At 49.3% G+C, this 20,354-nt stretch carries 16 protein-coding genes; 7 read left to right on the top strand and 9 right to left on the bottom strand.

From position 1 onward, the window contains the following. Positions 1–21 precede the first annotated feature (21 nt). The 3 genes from AC5JLB_RS13275 to AC5JLB_RS13285 all read left to right on the top strand — a co-directional run bounded on the left by AC5JLB_RS13275 (position 22) and on the right by AC5JLB_RS13285 (position 9,071). The gene (locus AC5JLB_RS13275; protein ID WP_495874306.1) at positions 22–2,205 is read left to right on the top strand and encodes a GumC family protein; all 2,184 of its coding nucleotides are present in this window, start codon (positions 22–24) and stop codon (positions 2,203–2,205) included. A 350-nt stretch (positions 2,206–2,555) separates the two neighbouring features. Then, positions 2,556–5,288 carry a hybrid sensor histidine kinase/response regulator gene (locus AC5JLB_RS13280; protein WP_495874307.1) on the top strand — a complete coding sequence of 911 codons (2,733 nt, stop codon included), beginning with the start codon at positions 2,556–2,558 and terminating at the stop codon, positions 5,286–5,288. A 90-nt stretch (positions 5,289–5,378) separates the two neighbouring features. Beyond that, complete coding sequence (locus AC5JLB_RS13285) at positions 5,379–9,071, top strand: ATP-binding protein (protein ID WP_495874308.1); 3,693 nt, start codon at positions 5,379–5,381, stop codon at positions 9,069–9,071. 11 nt (positions 9,072–9,082) lie between these two features. Here AC5JLB_RS13285 and AC5JLB_RS13290 read toward each other — a convergent pair whose 3' ends face one another. The 3 genes from AC5JLB_RS13290 to AC5JLB_RS13300 all read right to left on the bottom strand — a co-directional run bounded on the left by AC5JLB_RS13290 (position 9,083) and on the right by AC5JLB_RS13300 (position 10,407). Further along, entirely contained in the window at positions 9,083–9,538 is a 456-nt protein-coding gene (locus AC5JLB_RS13290; RefSeq protein WP_495874309.1) for a DUF2752 domain-containing protein, read from the bottom strand. A 196-nt stretch (positions 9,539–9,734) separates the two neighbouring features. Continuing rightward, positions 9,735–9,995: a hypothetical protein gene (locus AC5JLB_RS13295; RefSeq protein WP_495874310.1), complete on the bottom strand. Its 261-nt coding sequence runs from the start codon at positions 9,993–9,995 to the stop codon at positions 9,735–9,737. After that, entirely contained in the window at positions 9,979–10,407 is a 429-nt protein-coding gene (locus tag AC5JLB_RS13300; RefSeq protein WP_495874311.1) for a DUF5684 domain-containing protein, read from the bottom strand. Before AC5JLB_RS13300 ends, AC5JLB_RS13295 begins: the two co-directional genes overlap by 17 nt. Before the next feature lie 540 nt (positions 10,408–10,947). Here AC5JLB_RS13300 and AC5JLB_RS13305 point away from each other — a divergent pair. Then, on the top strand, positions 10,948–12,072 hold the full coding sequence (locus AC5JLB_RS13305) for a THUMP domain-containing class I SAM-dependent RNA methyltransferase (RefSeq protein ID WP_495874312.1): 1,125 nt from the start codon (positions 10,948–10,950) through the stop codon (positions 12,070–12,072). Positions 12,073–12,390: 318 nt separating this feature from the next. Here AC5JLB_RS13305 and AC5JLB_RS13310 read toward each other — a convergent pair whose 3' ends face one another. Then, the gene (locus tag AC5JLB_RS13310) at positions 12,391–12,567 is read right to left on the bottom strand and encodes a hypothetical protein (protein WP_495874313.1); all 177 of its coding nucleotides are present in this window, start codon (positions 12,565–12,567) and stop codon (positions 12,391–12,393) included. Positions 12,568–12,733: 166 nt separating this feature from the next. Then, positions 12,734–13,804, bottom strand: a complete 1,071-nt coding sequence (locus AC5JLB_RS13315; protein WP_495874314.1) for an NF038130 family PEP-CTERM protein — start codon at positions 13,802–13,804, stop codon at positions 12,734–12,736. 616 nt (positions 13,805–14,420) lie between these two features. On the opposite strand from AC5JLB_RS13315, the gene AC5JLB_RS13320 reads away from it, so the two are divergent. Next, positions 14,421–15,236: a prohibitin family protein gene (locus AC5JLB_RS13320; protein WP_495697032.1), complete on the top strand. Its 816-nt coding sequence runs from the start codon at positions 14,421–14,423 to the stop codon at positions 15,234–15,236. Positions 15,237–15,361: 125 nt separating this feature from the next. Here the strand turns inward: AC5JLB_RS13320 and AC5JLB_RS13325 are convergent, their stop codons facing one another. The 3 genes from AC5JLB_RS13325 to AC5JLB_RS13335 form a co-directional block, all read right to left on the bottom strand. Further along, the gene (locus AC5JLB_RS13325; protein ID WP_495874315.1) at positions 15,362–15,727 is read right to left on the bottom strand and encodes a DUF1818 family protein; all 366 of its coding nucleotides are present in this window, start codon (positions 15,725–15,727) and stop codon (positions 15,362–15,364) included. 6 nt (positions 15,728–15,733) lie between these two features. Beyond that, the gene (locus tag AC5JLB_RS13330; RefSeq protein WP_495874316.1) at positions 15,734–16,369 is read right to left on the bottom strand and encodes a hypothetical protein; all 636 of its coding nucleotides are present in this window, start codon (positions 16,367–16,369) and stop codon (positions 15,734–15,736) included. Between the two features lie 98 nt (positions 16,370–16,467). Next, complete coding sequence (locus tag AC5JLB_RS13335) at positions 16,468–16,713, bottom strand: DNA-directed RNA polymerase subunit omega (protein WP_495874317.1); 246 nt, start codon at positions 16,711–16,713, stop codon at positions 16,468–16,470. Between the two features lie 204 nt (positions 16,714–16,917). Here AC5JLB_RS13335 and AC5JLB_RS13340 point away from each other — a divergent pair, with 204 nt between their 5' ends. Next, the gene (locus AC5JLB_RS13340) at positions 16,918–17,625 is read left to right on the top strand and encodes a GDSL-type esterase/lipase family protein (protein ID WP_495874318.1); all 708 of its coding nucleotides are present in this window, start codon (positions 16,918–16,920) and stop codon (positions 17,623–17,625) included. 27 nt (positions 17,626–17,652) lie between these two features. Further along, positions 17,653–18,228, top strand: coding sequence for an RdgB/HAM1 family non-canonical purine NTP pyrophosphatase (gene rdgB / locus AC5JLB_RS13345; protein WP_495874319.1), 576 nt, complete (start codon positions 17,653–17,655; stop codon positions 18,226–18,228). A 97-nt stretch (positions 18,229–18,325) separates the two neighbouring features. Here the strand turns inward: rdgB and AC5JLB_RS13350 are convergent, their stop codons facing one another. Continuing rightward, the gene (locus AC5JLB_RS13350; protein ID WP_495874320.1) at positions 18,326–20,224 is read right to left on the bottom strand and encodes a GUN4 domain-containing protein; all 1,899 of its coding nucleotides are present in this window, start codon (positions 20,222–20,224) and stop codon (positions 18,326–18,328) included. Between the last annotated feature and the right edge of the window lie 130 nt (positions 20,225–20,354).

Consider the following 20,354-nt stretch of genomic DNA (forward strand, 5'->3'; position numbering starts at 1 on the left):
TAACTCGACGGGCTTCTACCTATGTCTCCTCCCATCATCAAGCGCTACTTTCTCGCCGTTAACCGTTATAAATGGGTCATTCCTGCCGGGGTTGCAGTAGGACTGGGGGCAGCCGGAGTCATCGCCATTCAGCCTGAAGCACCACCCAGCTACCTTGCTGAAGCCTCGCTTGTCTCTAATGCGCCGCCGATCGCGTTTTCAACCATTGGTACGGAAGTGCGGCAGCCTGTCGAGACGTTTACAGCCGAAACGCTGTTGCCGAAAGAGTTGATCGAAGCGATCGCAAAAGAGGTCGGACTTCAGCCCAAAGAACTGAGCAGCAATATTGCGGTCAAAATTGGCGGAGGTGGTGACAAAGCAAAGGACGGCGGTGGGAAAGCACAGATCGATGTGACGTACAAAGACAGAGATCAGCAACGCGCCGTTAGTGTAATTGGGCAAGTGACGCAACGGATTGTCGAGCAGAGTCGGTCGAATAATTCGGCGCGATTGCGATCGGTGATTGACTCGATTCAGCAACGATTGCCAACGGTGAAAAGCGAATTGACGACCACCGAGAACGCTCTGGAGAATTTTGATCGATCGCAAGGACCCCAAATTCTAGCAGCGCAGGATGGCAGCATCATCAAATCCATCACGGGGAGCCAGCAGCAGGCGAGAGATTTGCAACTCCAGTTAGACGGCGTAAATACGCAGATTCGCAGTTTACAGGCCAAACTGGGGCTCGATCCCAACCAAGCGTATGTCTCGTCCGCCCTAAGTGCCGACCCGATCATTGCGACTCTGCGTGCCCAAATTCAGCAAGTCGAGTCCCAAATGGCAGTTTTAGGTAAAGATTTGCGCTCTGAGCATCCTCAAATGGTAACGCTGAGAAAACAGCAAGAAGCGTTTAACGAAGAACTGAGGAGACGAGCTGCTGAAGTAATAAGGGGCAATGGTTCTGCTGCCCCACTGATCGGCAATGTGCGTCAAGATAGCAGCCTTGATCCGGCTAGACAGCAGTTAGCCAACACGCTAGTTAACCTCAAAACTCAACAAGAAACGCTTCAGCAACAGCTAATTTCAACGGCGCGATCGCAGCAAGAGCTTCGACAGGAATTCTCTAGCATTCCTAATAAGCAGATGGAGCGGGTTCGCCTTGAAGATCAGGTGAGGCTCAAAAAGAGCCTGTATGATCAGATGCAGCAAAAGCTTGTCGATGCCAGAGCGGCAGAGGCCGAGACCGTCAGTAGCTTGAGCTTAGCGAAAAATCCATCCGTAGCTCCTGCCAGTCTCAAGGCTCCAAAAAGTATCCCAATCACGCTCGGTATCGGCGGTGTTGTCGGGTTGGTTATCGGGGCGGGTCTCGTCTTTTTACTTGATACTCTAGAAGGCACATTCTACACGGAAGAAGACTTGCGCGAAGCCATTCGACAGCGAGATGTGCCCATTTTGGGCGTTCTGCCGCGCGTGAAATCATTTATTCCCGGCAGTTCCCCAGTCTTGGCTCAGCCCAATTCGCCGTACTTTGAATACTATGAGCGGTTTCGGAGTAATTTGCGGTTGAGCGATGTGAAAGCGCCGCGAGTCGTGATGGTCATCAGTACAGTCGATGGAGAAGGGAAGACCGTCACGGCGTATAACCTGGCGATCGCGTCTGCTCGTGCGGGCAAACGCACCTTACTGGTTGAAGCCGACCTGCGATCGGGGTCTGCGTCTCGCTACGTCCATCTATCGCCTGATCCCGATAGTCAAGTTGAGCCGCTTCGATTCTTAGGACAAATTAGCAACTGTATTCGTCTCGCGCCTGATGTGGAGAACCTTTATGTTGTGCCGAGTCCAGGTCCGCAGCAGCAATCTGCGTCGATTGTAGAATCGAGTGAAATGCGACGATTACTAGAAGACGCACGGGGGCGCTTCGACCTGGTGATTGTCGATTCTCCGGCGCTCAGTAAGTGCAATGACGCGCTCCTACTCGAACCCTTGACAGACGGCATGATTCTCGTGACCCGGCCGGGCGTGACGCAGCAAAGCTTGCTCGAAACGGCAATTGATCAACTGAATGAATCGGACAATTTACGACTGCTCGGAGCCGTCACAAATGGAGCCGACGTTCAGTTGCCGCGATCGGTCGAGGATGCGATGCTGGCTGAAGCACAGGAAATGCTTTCAACCGAGGGTGCGGCTTCAAGTCACCAAAGCGTTCCAACACCCCATTTAAACTAAGTGGTCTGCCATTTTTAAGGTGTGGGTTTAGAAAGAGATGTTTAGAAAGAGATAAGGAAGTCAGCAGAGCTATTCTTCCATCCTTATCTACGAAGTGTTGCCGCAGGCATTCTTATTTGTTGCAGCACTACCCCCGCAACAAGTAAGAATGCAGGTTGAAGGTAGCGCTGCCAACAATTGAGAGTTTATTCTAAAATTGGCTTCCCCCTTAAGATAGAGCCCTGACACCCTCCGATTGGCGTAGTCTACTGAGGTCTGATTGGAAGCTGATCGGCGAAATCGCGTTGTCTATCTTTAAAAAGAGGATATTCTGTCGTCTCCCATCCATTCCAGTTCTCGCTACTGCTTGTATGGTTAATTTGCCTTTCCGCGATCGCGTGATGTCTCTTAACCCAAACCACAGCCTCAAAGCTCGCTTGGGAGTAGCAACGGGTGGCATTGTGATTTTGCTGTGTTTGCTGCTGAGTTGGAGTGTGGGCAACACGACTCAAGAGCGGCTCCAAGCTACACAGGGAGAAGCTTTGGCAGAACTCGCCTCCCAAATGGCAGACAAACTTGATCGGGGGATGTTCGAGCGGTATCGCGAAATTCAAATTCTCGCTGCCTTGCCACCAATTCGGAATCCTAACGCTTTAGTTGCAGAACAGCGATCGCTGCTTAATCAGACCCAGCAGACCTACCCAGACTATGCTTGGATCGGCATCACAAACAAGCGAGGAATCATTACCGCCAGTACGCAGGGCATTTTAGAGGGGGTTGATGCATCGTCTAAAGACTGGTTTCGGAAAGCACAAGTCCGTCCGTTTGTGGGAGATGTGCATCGTGCTAAGTTGCTAGAGCCAATCTTACAGCGTCCGAATCAAGAGCCACTTCGATTTTTAGATTTAGCGGCTCCTATTAGGGATAAACAAGGAAACTTGCAAGGGGTCATTGCCGCCCACCTCAACTGGAAGTGGACAGAAGAGATTCAAAAGTCCCTGCTCGAACCGGTAAGACGCAAGCGACAAGTTGAAATCTTGATTCTCGATCCTCAAGGCACTGTGCTGCTAGGAGATCCGTCTCACGAAGGGAAGAGACTAACATTGCCCAATGTACAAACGGCACAGCCCAATCAGAATTACGCGATCGAACGGTGGACAGATGGAGAATTTATTACCGGAGTGGCAGAAAGCCGAGGCTATCGCAGCTATCCGGGCTTGGGTTGGCGCGTGCTGGTGCGTCAAGATGCAGATGTTGCGCTTGCCCCCGCGCGATCGCTACAACGCCAAATTCTTGGTTTAGGGAGTTTATTTGGGATTGGATTTGCGCTTTTAAGCTGGCTTAGCGCTAGCCAAATTGTAAATCCTTTGCTCAAGATTACCGCGATCGCCGATCAGCGTCGGCAAGGAAACTCGCGTGTCGAAATTCCCATTGTTAAAGGACAGGATGAATTAGCCAAACTGTCCCAGTCGTTGCGCTACCTCGTGACAAGTTTAGAAGAGCAGCAAGCGGCACTGAGTGAGAGCGAAATGCGCTTTCGCCAAATGGCAGAAACAATTCATAGCGTCTTTTGGCTGTTTGATCCGCACGCTCACCAGTTGCTTTACGTGAGTCCTGCCTACGAAAAGGTCTGGGGGCGATCTAGGGCGAGTTTACTGAGCGACTTTAGCTCCTGGATCGAGAGCATTTATCCCGACGACCGCGATCTCGTCAGGACGGCTCCCGCAAGATGCCTCGCTGAGGGCAGTATGGATGAAGAATATCGCGTGGTTCGTCCTGACGGCTCGATTCGATGGGTGCGCGATCGCGGCTTTGTGGTGCGCGGTGAAAACGGACAACCCGATCGGCTGGCAGGAGTGGCGGAAGACATTACCGTTGCAAAGCAGCGTGAAGCGGAACGCAAACTGGCAGAACAAGAACGCGAACAGTTATTAGAGCGAGAACAATCGGCACGAGCTGACGCAGAAGCCGCCAACCGCATCAAAGATGAATTCCTGGCGATTCTGTCGCACGAACTCCGCACGCCGCTCAACCCGATTCTAGGCTGGTCAAAACTGTTGCAAAGCGGCAGGCTCAATTCGGACAAAACTCAAGAAGCCCTCAAGACGATCGAACGCAATGCCACACTTCAAGTGCAGCTCATCGACGATTTGCTTGATGTGTCCCGAATTCTTAGAGGCAAGTTAAGTCTGGACATGAAGGCGGTTGATCTCCGCAGCGTAATTACAGCCGCGATCGACACTAGCAAACTAGCAGCAGAAGCCAAAGCGATCGCTGTTGAAACTAACCTGCCAACAGAGACAATAACGGTAATGGGTGATTCGAGCCGATTGCAGCAAATTGTCTGGAATTTGTTGTCCAATGCGGTGAAGTTTACGCCTAGCGGTGGGCAGGTCACAATTGACTTAGACAAAGTAGGGACTTACGCCCAAATTCAAGTAACCGACACGGGTAAAGGTATCAGTGCTGATTTTTTGCCCTATGTGTTTGAGCGATTCCAGCAAGAAGACGGCACTACGACTCGAAAATTTGGCGGACTGGGATTAGGACTAGCGATCGCGCGTCAACTCGTCGAACTCCACGGCGGCGCGATCGCGGTAAATAGTCCGGGCGAAGATCAGGGTGCCACCTTTACCGTCAAGATTCCACTAGGGGTCAATGCTATTTCTGCCGATGTCTCGAAAGAAACAGTTTCTGCGAATTTGAGTGGCACTCGCATTCTCGTCGTGGATGATGATTCCGACTCTCGTGAATTGGTGCGATTTGCTTTGGTGCAAGAAGGCGCAACGGTAATCGCCGTTACATCAGGAGCCGCCGCAATTAACACCTTTCACTCAGAAGAAACTGCAACTGGTTCTCAGCTTATTCCCGATCTCCTTCTAAGTGACATTGGTATGCCAGACATGGATGGGTATACTTTGATTCGTCAGATTCGCAGCCTGCCCCCCAATCGTGGCGGAGCCATTCCGGCGATCGCGCTCACTGCCTATGCCGGGGAACTCGATCAGCAACGCGCGATCGCAGCGGGCTTTCAGCGCCATATCGCAAAGCCAATCGATCCCGATACACTAATAGAAGCGATCGCGCTTTTAATATGCCGATAGGCTCAGTTAGTAACAGGATCAGTGAATAATTGACTGGGTTAAACTGACTCGACCCAAAACCGCCCCAAAACAGCAGGTTTGCTTTGAGCTATGACACGACAAGATACAGCAGCAGAGCAAGATTTACCCAGTAATCCACCTCCTCTGAGTGTAGAGGAGCCGCTCAACGCTGAGTATTACAAACGCCAACTTGAAGCGGTTTGCAACAACGCTACCCTCGCTCTCTTTATCATGGATGAGCAGCAGCAGTGCATTTACATGAATGCGGCGGCAGAGCAACTGACGGGGTTTCGGTTGGCTGAAGTGAAGGGGCAGGCGCTCCACAATGTCATTCATCATACTCATCCGGATGGGCGTCCCTATGCGCTAGAAGACTGTCCAATCGATCAAGCATTTCCGCAGAACAATCAGGAGCAAGGAGAAGAAGTTTTCGTTCACAAAGATGGAAGCTTCTATCCAGTTGCTTATACGGCTAGTCCGATTCGAGAAGGCAATGGCGTTGTTGGCACCATTATTGAAGTTCGCGACATCACTCAAGACAAGTTAGATGAGCAGGCGCGAACAGAGCTTGATCGGGCGAAGACCACTTTTTTCAGCAACATTAGCCATGAACTCCGCACGCCTCTAACGTTGGTGTTAGGTGAAGCAGAAGAAGCGTTAGCAGATGCTGAGGAACCGCTTTCTCTCCGGCAGCGCGATCGCCTTGAAGTGGTGCAGCGCAATGGTCAACGGTTGCTTAAGCTCGTCAATACGCTGCTTGATTTTTCTCGCCTCGAATCAGGACGCACGCAAGCGACCTATGAACCAATGGATCTGGCGGCGTATACGGCTGAGCTTGCCAGTGTATTTCGCTCTGCGATCGAGCGAACCGGGTTGCAGCTTGTGATCGATTGCCCTCCCCTGCCTGAAGCGATTTACAGTGATCGCGAGATGTGGGAGAAAATTATCTTCAATCTATTGTCTAATGCGTTTAAGTTTACGTTTCATGGCTGGATTACTGTTCGATTGAGATGGCTAGACGATCGGGTTGAACTAGCCGTTGCCGATACGGGTATTGGCATTCCTAGCGAAGAGTTACCGCATTTGTTTGAGCGCTTTCACCGCGTTAGAGGTGCAGAAGGACGCAGTTTTGAAGGCTCTGGGATTGGCTTATCGCTGGTGCAAGAACTCGTGCAACTCCACGCTGGCACGATTGATGTGACTAGCGTTCTCGGTCGAGGCAGTTGCTTTACCGTTTCGATTCCGACTGGAACGGCGCATGTACCAATTCATCAACGCGAGATCGGTCATACCGTCGCGATTAGCGCCAAAGGCGCAAACTCCGAAGGACATAGCGCAGAGCGCAACACAGACGGAACTGCGAGAACGAGTCCCTTCGTGACAGAAGCGCTAAGCTGGCTGCCGACTGACCATGAAGCCGAAGAGATCCAGGAGGTCAAGGCGGCTGAGCCTGCTGCTCGTATTCTGCTTGCAGATGACAATGCTGATATGCGCGAGTATGTCAAGCGGCTATTGAGCCGGAAGTATGAGGTTCAAACCGTGGCAGATGGCACTTTAGCGCTCAATGTTGTGCGATCGTCGGGAGAATCGCATCTTCCTGATCTCGTCTTAACTGATGTGATGATGCCCGGACTCGACGGGTTTGAACTCCTGCGATCGCTCAGATCTGATCCGAAAACGCAAAATATTCCGATCATCTTGCTCTCAGCACGAGCCGGAGAAGAATCGCGGATCGAAGGACTTGCAGCGGGAGCCGACGATTATCTGATCAAGCCCTTTTCAGGCAGAGAACTGGTTGCCCGCGTAGAATCGAGTCTCAAACTTGCCCAACAACGGCAACGATCGCAATCACGAGAACATGCCCTGCGAACGGAAGCCAAAACCGCAGAAGCAAATCTGCAAGAGGTGTTGTCTACGCTACGCGACGGTTTTTTTGTGTTGGATCATCACTGGCGCTATCTTTACATTAACGATCGTCAACTCGAAATTGCCGAAATGCAGCGCGAAGCGGTCATTGGCAAGAACGTTTGGGATTTCTTTCCCGATCTCGTTGGCACTGAGTTCTACGATCGCCTACATCAGGTGATGCGAGAAAAAACGCCGGTACAGTTCGAGTATTACTACAGCGCTTGGAATCGCTGGTTTGAAAATCGGGTCTATCCAACGCCAAACGGCATTTCGATTCTATGTGCTGAGATTAGCGATCGCAAACAAGCTGAAGCCGATCTGCGAGAAAATGAGGCTCGACTGCGATTCATGTTAGATGCCTCCCAAATTGGCGCATGGGATCTCGATCTCACCACAGAACCCCATACTGCTCACCGATCACTTAGACACGACCAAATCTTCGGTTATGAAGTACTGCTGCCAGAATGGAGCTACGAAATCTTTCTAACTCACGTTCACTCCAACGATCGCGCCTTTGTCAACGAGAAGTTTCAACAAACGCTCTCTGCCAATACCAATTGGGATTTTGAGTGCAGAATTATCCACCCTGATCAAAGCATTCATTGGATTTGGGTACGTAGCAGTGTTTACTGTGACCAGAATGGCACGCCGACTCAGTTGTTGGGAATGGTCGTGGATATCACCAATCGTAAACGGGCTGAGCAAGAGCGGGAAGAATTATTACAGCGCGAACAAGCCGCCCGCGAAGCGGCCGAGCAAGCCAATCGAATTAAAGATGAATTCCTCGCTGTGGTATCTCACGAACTCCGCACACCAATGAATCCGATTCTCGGTTGGTCGCGATTGCTGCAACAAGGCAAACTGAAAGGCGAACGAGTCACAGACGCGCTCGCCACGATCGAACGTAACGCCAAACTTCAGGTGCAGTTGATTGATGATTTACTCGACATTTCTCGAATTCTACGCGGCAAAATGAGCCTTGCGATCGCGTCTGTTGATCTAGGTATGGTCATTTCTAGCGCGATCGAAACGGTTCGATTAGCTGCTGAAGCGAAGTCTTTACTGATCCAAATAACGGGTGCTAAGCAGGGCGTGATGGTCAATGGAGATTCAGGACGCTTACAGCAAGTTGTGTGGAACCTCCTTTCCAATGCCGTCAAATTCACGCCCCAAAGCGGGCAGATTACCATTGACCTTTCTTCTGGCAAATCTCACGCTCAGATTCAAGTAACCGACACCGGAAAAGGGATCAACCACCAGTTTTTGCCCTACGTGTTTGAGCATTTTCGCCAAGAAGATGGGGCAACGACTCGCAAGTTTGGCGGTTTAGGGTTGGGACTTGCGATCGTCCGACAAATTACTGAACTGCACGGTGGCGTGGTAGGAGTAGACAGCCCCGGTGAAGGACAGGGAGCCACCTTTACCGTCAAAATTCCGCTGGCTACACATCAGGTTGAAGTGGCTCCTGCATCTGCGCCTGAACCGAGCGCTAACTTAAGGGACGTTCAAATTTTAGTGGTAGAAGATGAAGCGGATTCGCGAGACATCCTCACATTTATGTTAGAGCAAGAGCAAGCGATCGTCACGGCTGTATCTTCTGCCGCCGAAGCGCTCTATACCATTGAGCAATCAACTCCCGATCTGATTATTAGCGATATTGGAATGCCGGAGATGAATGGCTACCGACTGATGCAACTGCTGCGAGCAATGCCACGAGGAAAAACAGTTCCCGCGATCGCGCTAACAGCGTATGCGGCTGAATACGATCAGCAGCAAGCACTTAAGGCAGGCTTTCAGCAACACCTTGCCAAACCCATTGATCCCAATCAATTAATGCGGGCCATCCTTCAAGAGCTTGGCAAACCTTATTTTTAGCAAATAAAGGCTTAACGAAAAAGGGTTTGTCCGACTGGTGAAGCAAGGGCATCGTTCTGGAGTATTCCTAACGTTATGAGTTCGTAAATTCGTGAACCGTGATAGCCAAGCAACATCATCAACAGAAAAACTTGAATTTTAGATTGAGCTAGAAGCTTTACATAAAACATCTGAACCGACTGATTTAGAATCAGTTCTAACAACAGATGAATCGTTGCAATTAGAAATGCTGTAAACAACACTGGTGAGAATAAATGATAAGCGGTAGCTTGATTAAATTGTCCATGCCCGATCGCAATAAATCCTCTGGTTAATCCCCAAGCGGGACAAGGAATGCCAATCCAATATTTTAGTGGACAGCTTAGAAATGAAATTCCCGATTGCAATGTAAAACCGCCAATGATTGGCGCGATCGCGATCGCGCAATAGAAATATCGTTTAATCCGAGCCTGCTGAGATAATGGCATACTGCTTATTCACCCATCATTCACCATTAAAACCTGAACACAAGAAACCACCTATGGGATCTCCAATTTCTTCAAGGAATCGGAGATTCTGCACAATGGAAAAATTTATCCTGAATCAAATTCCGCAGAAGGGCATGAATTGCCTTTCTGCGGAATTGTGCGATCGCGTAAGATACTTAACCTTAGCGGGTTTAACTCAGTGAGATTCCTTTCGTGAACCCGACGATCCTTCGGAGCTTGGCAAAGCCAATCGCAGTAAATCTGGCGCAAAACAAACCAAATAAATGATGCCAGCTCCAATCTGCTGAATCACTAATAGCTCAACAGTTTTAAGCAGGAAATTTGCATCAGATGCAGAATAAGTTGCCAACGAGCTGCCTGCAAACAGGGCAAGCAGCAACGAGAAGATGACTTTTCTAGATTTAAGTTTCATCACGGCATTAAGCAAACGCAGCATAGCCAAACACGAAAAATGCACCAATTCCAGTCAAGCAGAGCAACAGCAGCCAAGGAGATTTGTCTAGCCTTTGAAACACCTTGACCCATGCCACGATCGACATCACAGCAGACACAATTCCTACACAGGGAATAATGCTGAGAACCGTCCACAAAACGGCTCTTTCATCTTCCACTGTTTTAAACAGGACGTAGGTACTTAAAATCGGAATCCAGGCATACCAAGCATTCTCAGTCCCGCATTTTTGGAAGATTTTCCAGGTGCAAAATGAGAAAAAGACATATGCGAATGCAGAAAACACGAACGTTCCGGCAGAGACACCTGTGCTAGCGGCAGAATCAGCAGAATCGCTCAATTGAGCTAATAGCATTGGCATCAGATTCATGACCGGGTGAATGAGTGAAAGTTGCATAAGATTGGGTATCGTAGTTTCCTGTATTTAGTAGCGATTTTTTCTACTAAGTTGCTCGATCGTCAAATAACAGGATCAATGTAGGCGAATGCACCCTAGATGCATCAAGAACTCACAAATCTTAATTTGTGTAAAGTAGCGTTAGAATAAAAACCGACGCTTTGAGTACGAGTTTTCTCACTAAATAAGGTATATCGACACATCCAATAGTCTTCATCGTTGCAAGAAGTATTTAGATTGCAATCGCTTCTTTGGTTCCATAGAAACGATTGCTTCACATAATGGCAATGTAATTTCTATCACTTAAAGAGTTGATAACAGTCTTCAAGACTCGCAACTTCAACTAGTGCGATCGATCAAACCGTAAAGGTAGCAAAGTTGCACCTTGACTATCCTTACCCCTAGCAAGGTAGAGTCCGTACTTTTTGGCCTATAATGAGAGCCTTCTGCCGAGTGGCTTTTGATCAAGCGCAAGACGCTGCAAATACCACAAACCTTGAATCAGATTTTTATCATTAGAGGCATAGGAATTTAGCCTGTATGAATCAGTGCTTTGCAACCGTTGCGCGGGGACTAGAAGCGCTAGCAACTCAAGAGCTGGAGCAACTGGGCGCAAAGTCCGTCGAGGCGGGTTTCTGTGGAGTTGCCTTTGAGGGCGATCGCGCTCTGCTCTACCGCGCTAACCTTTGGGCAAGACTGCCGTTCCGCATCTTGGTGAAGCTGCACAAATTTCCTTGCCATGATGCAGAAGACCTCTATCGCGGCATTCAAACAATTGATTGGTCGCAGTATCTCACGCCTGACCAAACGCTGGCAGTGAATGCCACTGGAAAACATGAACAGCTCAACCACAGTCACTTTACTGCGCTTCAGGTCAAGAATGCGATCGTTGACCAGCAGCAAGAAGCGTTTGGAGATCGCTCAAACGTAGAAACGCAAGCGCCAGATGTGCGAATCAACGTTCATATTGAGCGGGATCATTGCACTGTTAGCCTCGACAGTTCTGGAGACAGCCTTCACCGCCGAGGCTACCGTCCTGCTGTCGGAGCTGCGCCCTTAAAAGAATCTCTGGCGGCAGCGCTGATTCAGCTATCGGGCTGGCAACCAGAGCGAATGTTTTATGACCCGCTCTGTGGTTCTGGCACACTGCCCTTAGAAGCCAGTCTTAAGGCACTCAACATCGCGCCCGGACTGTTCCGCGATCGCTTTGGGTTTGAAACCTGGCTCGACTTTGACTCGGCTCTTCTAGAGCAGTTGATTCAAGAAGCAGAAGCCAGTAAGCGAGATTTTTTGCCTGCACCGATTTGGGGCAGCGATCGCAGCGAGGAAGTGATCCAGCAAGCGATCGTTAATGCCGAACGCTGCGGTGTACTAGATCACATCTGGTTCTCCTCGATGGATCTGTCTGACGTAGTAGCACCCTCAGACAGCGGCGTTCTGTTTTGCAATCCACCCTACGGTGAGCGGTTGGGGCGAGACAGCGACTTAGGAGCATTTTACAAACTGCTGGGCGACATTCTGAAGCAGCGCTTCAAAGGTTGGACAGCTTTTGTGCTGAGTGGCAATAAGGAACTCTCGCAGTCGATCGGGCTAAAATCATCCCAGCGAATTGCAGTCTACAATGGAACGCTGCCCTGTCAGTTAATGAAATATGAGCTGTACTAGAAAAGGGATTGCCGCTTTTATCACTTTATTCAACGCGATATACAACAGAACTCAAAACCCTATTTCAGAACGATGTGTAACATGCTCAAAAAACTTATGAACTTAACTTTTACACACGACTGAGACTAAGTTTCTTCCGCATAAAAACAAAAAAACCGCTCGTCTCTCGAGAAGCGACTTTGCACTATTCAGGGAATTATTTATGTCTCTTTCGATGCATCGATAATCATTGCCACAGCTAGCACCACGAGTACTGCCACGATCGGCCAATTTTCCCAACGAGAAGGGTCGAAATGCGTATCGCTCATGCAGGTCTCCTTAATTCACCGTCAGTAGGCGCATTCGAGCGATCACGAGATCGTTACTCTTGACATAGAAGCGCTCAACATCAGCGTGGCTGAACCAAGTTTCGCCTCTACTATCTACCGAAACCTTAAATGAGTCCGGCTGGAGTGTTGCACCCACCATCTGAATATAGCTGCACTCCTGATCCAATATTGTATTGCTAACAACTTCATAGCGAGATGACCTTGCACAACCGCATAAACCATGATCTACGCAGCAGTTAGCATTACGCCATAATCCGCATCTTCTATGGTAAAAACGCTCGACCTTTGATCGAGCGTTTTGCTTTGTTTTACTCTAAGGTGTCATCCGTCTGCTATTTAGATACAACCCCTTTACGCCTAATCCGATAAGCAAGCCCCGCTACTGCCAAGGTGCCAAAAATCGTGCCAGGTTCTGGTACAGAGGTTGGAGGAGACTGAAATTTCTTTGTCCAAGTGTAGATCCCCGTATGAGAGGTAAAGTCAGTGGTCTTATTGCGATCACCCGCGATCGCACCCGAATCTGCAGCAGCAAAGGCAAAGGCGTAGTCTAGCTGATCGTTAAAGGTGATCTTGGCAATTTCGCTCATTTGGAAATACTTCCCTTGCTGAACTGACCCAGCCGCGATCGCGGCGATTACATCATCCAACACCTTACTGCCTGTTGCATAACGAGCATCGTACTTGGGCTTGAGATAGCTTGGATTGGGCATCGGTTTGCCACGATTTGGATTTGGCTTACCATCTATCTTGGCGCGAGAATCAGGAACGGTTGGTCTCGTGTCGATGTATAGGCCAGCTCGATCTAGGTGGCCCACCAGATCCACCTTCAACTCGTTCGTATCCGTGTCAAAAGACAAACTGCCAATATTCGGGTCGCCAGCGCTATAAAGCCCTTTTGTAGTTAGAGCAGTTAGCATCTCGTCATACTTGCTAGGAATTAAGCTCTTCCATTCAGGCAGCAGAACCGAATCGTAAGCAGACAAAAAGCCGTTGAGCCAGCTTTTGGCGAGTTGACCATTGTTGTTTGACCAATCTGCTAGCGTCACACTTTCAACCCGAACCGTGTTTTTGCCGAGTTTGGCAGAAAAGCCTACATTCGATGTAATGGTCTCTCCGTTAGTCCACAGTTCAACATTAGTCTCTCGATTGTCATCCGTCAGCGCTTGAATTGCCTTTGCAACATTTCCCTGATTGTTAAAGTCATTCAATGACTTACGAGAGACCCCTTGCACGGCTTCATAAGTAAGATTTGTGGGGTCTTTGTAGAGCCAAGTGTTGATATTGGCTGTGTCAAATACAATCTCTTGAGGTCCAAGCGTCGCAGCAGAAGCTAATGTAGTAGCACCTGCTTCCAGAACGATCGCAACCGAGGCTCCAACGAATAGTCGCTTCAGGTATTTCATAGTAGTGCGTCTCCCAAACTGAATAAAGATTGGATATTTCTAGCTCAAACTCGCCGGTCATGATGTGGGGGACTACAACACCTAACTTTTCCTAAGCAATGCCATATGAATGTATAGGGCAAATTTTGGAACTGCATGAAAAAATTCAGAATTCCCCTGCGACTCTTGAGGCGTTGAGCAATCCTGTCCCCAGAGCGAAAAGTTCTTCATTGATGTAAACTTCAGCCAGTGTTACTTCACTCAGATATCCCGTAAGCCTTGTTGCAGCGCACTCGCTTTACATAATCTCCACTAGCAGCAGCTTTGGAATAAATAAATATAAAGTATTGACTAGAAAATAAAAATTTCTAGGACAACATGCTGACCAGTTAAAGGTGAAGATTGCTGAGCGACGATCGTGCGCTGGTTTAGTTACTCGTGAGATAGCGTATAGATGAATCGATTTTTACTAAACGAAACCGAGAGTTCAAAGAAGTGCCGTGATGCTTCGCTTCATTCCTCGTCCCTATCTTGGCGAAGTACTGCTTGTTTGCATTCCGTGTGGAATAACGGCCTCTCTTAGGCAACTTTAGTATGTACATTAGAATCTAAAAGCTTAAATTGCTGGAGACAACCGATGAAAGAGCAACCAAGCTGGCAAACGATCCTGCTGGTAGGAGTGTTAGGAATTTTAGTCGCCCTCGGACTGAGTTCCTTTCTAATTATTAATCCGGGTCAGGCAGGAGTACTGAGCATTTTAGGCAAATCCAGAGATGGAGTGCTTCTAGAAGGCGTTCACTTGAAACCACCCTTTATTTCAAAGGCAGATATTTATGACGTAACAGTACAAAAATTTGAGGTGCCTGCCCAAAGTTCTACCAAAGATTTGCAACAGCTATCGGCTAGTTTCGCCATTAACTTTCGATTAGACCCGATGCAGGTCGTCACAATTCGCCGTACTCAAGGCACATTGCAGAATATTGTATCGAAAATCATCGCGCCTCAAACGCAAGAGTCGTTCAAGATTGCAGCGGCGCGACGCACCGTAGAAGAAGCGATCACCAAGCGAGATGAACTCAAGCAGGATTTTGATGAAGCATTGGGAGAACGCCTGAATAAGTACGGCATTCTCGTTTTAGATACCAGCGTAGTCGATCTAAATTTTTCAACCGAGTTCTCAAAGGCGGTTGAAGAAAAGCAAATTGCAGAGCAGCGTGCGCAACGAGCAGTTTATATTGCGCGAGAAGCGGAGCAAGAAGCCGAAGCAACGATTAATCGCGCAAAAGGACAAGCGGAAGCCCAACGGCTGCTGCGAGAAACTCTAACGTCAGAACTGTTACAAAAGCAAGCGATCGAGAAATGGGATGGTAAATTTCCACAGGTGTTAGGAGGCGAGGGTGCTGTCCCCTTCATTAATCTTGAACCCGCAAAACTACAGTCTACCCTCCCCTAAGCGTGCAACGGTGCGTAATTCAGTAGCTTGCGATCGCGCGTTGGTTGGCTTTTCCCGGATTGCGTTTGTCATGTTGATGGTCAGCAATACCTAGAATAACCAGGTTCAAAAGTGCATAACACTCTCTAGAAAACACTTAGAGTTTGAATCGCTTGTAGCAACTCTGGTGCGGCAGTGGCTGACCAAAATCCCTCCGCTCGTCTCCCAGATAAAACGATCAGCCGCAGTGTGTAACTAGTGGGGTATCCTTCGACTTCTAGCCACACTAAACTGCTTTCTAGCTCACAGGCAATTCTCTCTTCGTCCATTAATTCACTGGCAATCTGTTGCAAGGTTTGGCTGAGTTGCTCCGCAAGACGGCAGAAATCGTTGAATTCCGCTTCGGTTAGTTCGACTGCCCAATCCTCTGCTCCCACTAATCCTTTAAATTCAGCAGCGGTTGGGTTCCATCCAACTCGCCAACCCGACCCGGTTTTAAGCAGTCGTCCCATGAGGTTCTATTTCAATAACTGCGCTCCACCAGAAGGTTGGCGGAGGGGAGTGCGAGGAAGTCCCGGTGCTGGAGATGGAATCGGTGGCGATGAGGCGTTCTCTGAGGGACTAAAAGCAGTGACTAAGGCTTGAATGAGCGCATCACGCTGTTTACGATCGAGCTTGGCAATCACGGCGCGATCGCGCTCAAACGGATTTTGCTTCAAATTGTCTGTACCGGGATAAGTGGAGACATCTATCGGCTCATTCACTCCTAAATAATCAGCTAGAGTAAACTTCCAATCGAGGCGATAGTTGACTGGCCGGCCTTTCCCATAGTAGTGATAGCGGATCAAACGGCTCACCAGCGTGTTGTTCGGATCGACCTTTCCGGTTGCACGATTGACATACTGGTTTTCGAGGGGAAGACCAGGCAACATTTGATAAATTCGTCGCCAAACCTCTTGAATTCTGACGCGTCCTGGTGATGCGGGACTGGCTGGAGTCGCGTTCGATTGTGCTAGTAGATGAGGTGAGTTAACGTCTTGCGATCGTATCAGCTGAGGACTCGGTGCTTCTTTAGCAACAGATAGGTGAACACGGCTGACCAAGATGGAGGTCAGCAGCAGTAACCCAATCAACAGTCGCTTAGAGGTCTTCATCGTCTCAGGCACTCCCGTCTTAAACCGAACATCTAATTTGATTGATTGATCATCTAAGAAGCGAGGTGAAGAGACTCCACCCCACTCTAGATTAGACCTTACTCACCGATGATTTCCGGTTGGGTCAATTCATCGGACATCTCAATGATCGCCCGCATTACGGGTTTCATCATTGGATCTTCACCGCTATCAAAGTCCTCAAAGCGGCGACGCTTAGCGCGGTTCGCAACTTGAACAGTGATGCGATAACGGTTAGACGCTGCGTTGATTAAATCATCGGCGCGGCGCATCAGTTGAACCGTATCAAAGGATGGACGTTTATGGAGAGAGCCAGATTTTGCCATAGGATTTGGAACGTTAGTGATGCGGTCTATAAGTGAGTGACTACCACACCCTACTAGATTATCTACTCAGATTATATGGATGACATTTTACTCGACGTTATGTAAAGTTTTAAAGATCTCTGTTAACGATGATAGAGTCAAGTAACATTTTTTAATTGCGTTTTTTGATTGATAGCGTAGCCCTAGTTTAAATCATTCGGTTTCATGCAAACCCTTGTTTCTCCGTCTCAATCCAACCGAGTTCAGGCTCCGCCAGCCTCCTTTAGAATACTGGCATTGGGTGATAGTTTAGTTTATGGCTTTGGCGATCCGGTCGGGGGTGGCTGGGTTGAGCGGCTCAGGCGGCAGTGGATGACACCAGGAGGAGCGAATCACGCGCTGTACAACCTGGGAGTGCGGGGCGATGGAGTGCGGCAGGTTTCGCATCGGTTGGAAGATGAGTTTAAGAGCCGGGGCGAGTTGCGAAATCGCGTTCCTGATTTGATTATTTTATCGGTCGGGATAAATGATTCGCCGCGATTAGGACGATCAGACGGCAAGAATTACACTGAGTTTGATCAGTTTGGGGCTGAGATGACAGACCTGCTTGATCGCGCTCGGCGCTTGTGCCCTGTTTTGTTTGTTGGCATGATTCCGGTGAATGAAGAACGAATGCCGTTTCTCGACTGCTTGTATTACAACCACGCCGATCAATATCGTTACAAAGAAGCCACGCGATCGGCGTGTGACGATCGCCAAATTCCCTATCTCGATCTCTTTGACCTCTGGATAGCGCGTGGATCAGAGTGGTGCAAGACGCAGTTTACAGAAGATGGATTGCATCCAAATGTGTCTGGCTATCAAACTCTTTTGCAAGATGTATTAAATTGGCAGGCATTTCAGCAATGGATTGGGGAAGGCGATAAGGTATAAGATGCCGATCGCGAAGGAAAAATAATAATGACGGTACTAGTTCTTGCGACGGGAAATCCAGGAAAGCTGCGTGAAATTCAACCGTATTTAGAAGGGCTGAGTTGGGAATTGAAGCTAAAGCCTGAGGAAATAGAGGTCGATGAGGTGGGGATAACGTTTGCTGAGAATGCAGCGTTGAAAGCCTCACAAGTAGCGATCGCAACTGGAAACTGGGCGATCGCGGACGATTCGGGTTTAGAAGTGACGGCGCTAGACAATGCGCCAGGCATTTTTTCAGCGCGATATGGGACGTCTGACGCGGATCGGATTGAGCGATTATTGCGGGAATTGAGCGAGCGCCCGGATCGAGAGGCGCGGTTTGTGTGTGCGATCGCGGTGGCGCGACCAGATGGCGCGATCGCGGTGCAAACTGAGGGAATTTGTCCCGGTGAGATTCTTCTGGCTCCACGCGGGGAAGGCGGGTTCGGCTACGATCCAATCTTCTTTGTGCCCGAAAAGGGATTAACGTTTGCAGAAATGCCTGCCGCGATGAAGCATGAGGTGAGCCATCGCGGACGGGCGTTTCAGTCGCTACTACCCCAACTGAATGCACTGGAATCTTGATGCAATTCCTTTATGATGCGATTCCTTTATAAGGTTTTGGCAAAGCGATTAGCGCAGAGCGCAACCCCGAAGGAAACGCTCTAAAGTCACTGTGGAGTCACTGTGGCGTTTGCCAGATTTGCAATGTTTGGCCGTTAGTCACTAGAAACCGATTATTCGGACTAAAGTTAAACGTCGAAACATCTCGAATGGTCTTAATAGCCCGACCGCTTGCAATCTCCCATAACTTGGTTACGTACTGGGCAGGAAGCGGTTCACTCTGGACGATCGACAGCAGCAATGCGTTGCTTGCCAGCACTCGCCCATCTGGGCTAAAGGCTAGATGTCCTGCATCAGTTGGCATGACTTGATGACCCGGTGAGTCCGCAACCTTGAGCGTCTGGGTCAACTGGTAGGTTTTTAGGTTCCACAATCGCACGCTGTTGTCTTGGCTGCTGCTGGCTAGCGTTTGACCATCGGGATTAAAAGCGATCGCTTGCACCGCCCTTTGGTGTCCTCGCAGAGTAATCAGCCGTGCCCCTGTTGTGGCGTTCCAAAGCTTAACGCTGTGGTCAACATCTGCGATCGCGATCACTTGCCCACTGGGGCTAAACATCATGGACAGTCGATCATTGGTAGTGACAGTTTCATTCACAAGAGTGCGAATCAGCCGACCTGTTGAAATCTCCCAAAGCTGTAGCTTGTTTTTGTCGGTAGCTGTAGCAACTCGTTGACCATCAGGGCTAATCAGCACCGTATGCACGATTCCATCAGCGGGTTGCAGCCGAATGGTTTGCCGTACCTGCCCAGTTTGAAGATTCCAGATCTTGACCGTCTGGTCGGAACTACCGCTCGCTAGGAACTGGGCGTCGGGACTGATGGCAATCGCTCTGACTGCATAGGAATGAGCAGCTATAGTCCGAATGGCTTGTCCTGTATCAGTTGCCCATAGACGAATATCGCCATTTGAGAGACCTGCGGCAATTAGACGGCTATCTGGCGTAAACGCGATCGCATTTGCCACATCGCCCACAATTCGAGTCGGTTGGGTCGGCGGTTCTTGAGCTTGCCCTTTGTAGGAAGAAGATTCCGTCGCCTGTCCTCGCACTAAGGTAACGAGTCGCGTTCCTCGCTGAAGATTCCACAGAGCCAGCGTGCTATTGTTCGTTGCTCCGACACACGCCCGCTCATAGCTGTAGCTGCTCACAGCCAGAATTTGACTGTTTGGACTAATCGCTTGATCTAGAGTGGAAACAGGACAGGAGATATTTGGATAAAGTGCCTTAAGATCAATTTGCTGTCGTTGTTGTAGGTTCTGCCAAGAATTGACAGATGATGGGGTATCGAGAGCCGTTCCGACTCGGTTGAATAGGGCAGGAACATAGCGGATGAATCGATCTCCCTGCAAATATAGGGCGTCGGTCGTGCAACTGCCGCAGCTCTGCTCTTGAGCCAGCTTAGAGACGACTTCCCAGGAAATGCCTGCCCACGGCAGATGCCCTTGAGGAGCCTGAGTGCTGTACTTCAATTCCGGCTCTGTGAGCCAGTCAGGAGCAATGAAATTCGTAGGGTCTGGTGTGGTGCGAGTCCAGCCGACGCGATCGCCAAACGCTTTCACGGCAGCACTAACATTCGTTGGATTCTGAGCCAAGGCTTCCTGCCAAATTCGCTGCTGCACACCAAAGCCAAAGCGGCCTCCACTCGCATCTCGCCACATCCGATCGAGAGCCTGAATCGCTTCTGCTGGAATGGTGTTCGCTCGTGGGACTGCAAACAGATCACCATCTGCATGTATCCACTGCTGTAAAATGCGCCGGGTTTCTTGATCTGCTGCCTGCCAGTTCTTGGCGGCTAGCAAATTCTGTAGCAGCTTATAGTCTTGGCTAGGAGCCGCAGTCGTTTGTGCCGTCGCGATGGAACGTTGACTCAAATCTGCTGCCATTCCTGCAAGCGATTGTGAAAGGGTGATTAGTAGACCAATTCCCAGAGGGAGTAGGTAAGAAATCCAGTGGTTCATGTGGCTGTGTTGAACGGTGCGCTTAGGGTAGATTGGATGAGTCTGGTTGAGCTTTACACTCTAGTAACTCACCAGTGACTCACCAGATTGAGAAACCTGAATCTCAGGCTTCAATTCATTCAGACAGATA

The sequence above is a fragment of the Myxacorys chilensis genome, assembly GCF_059505265.1.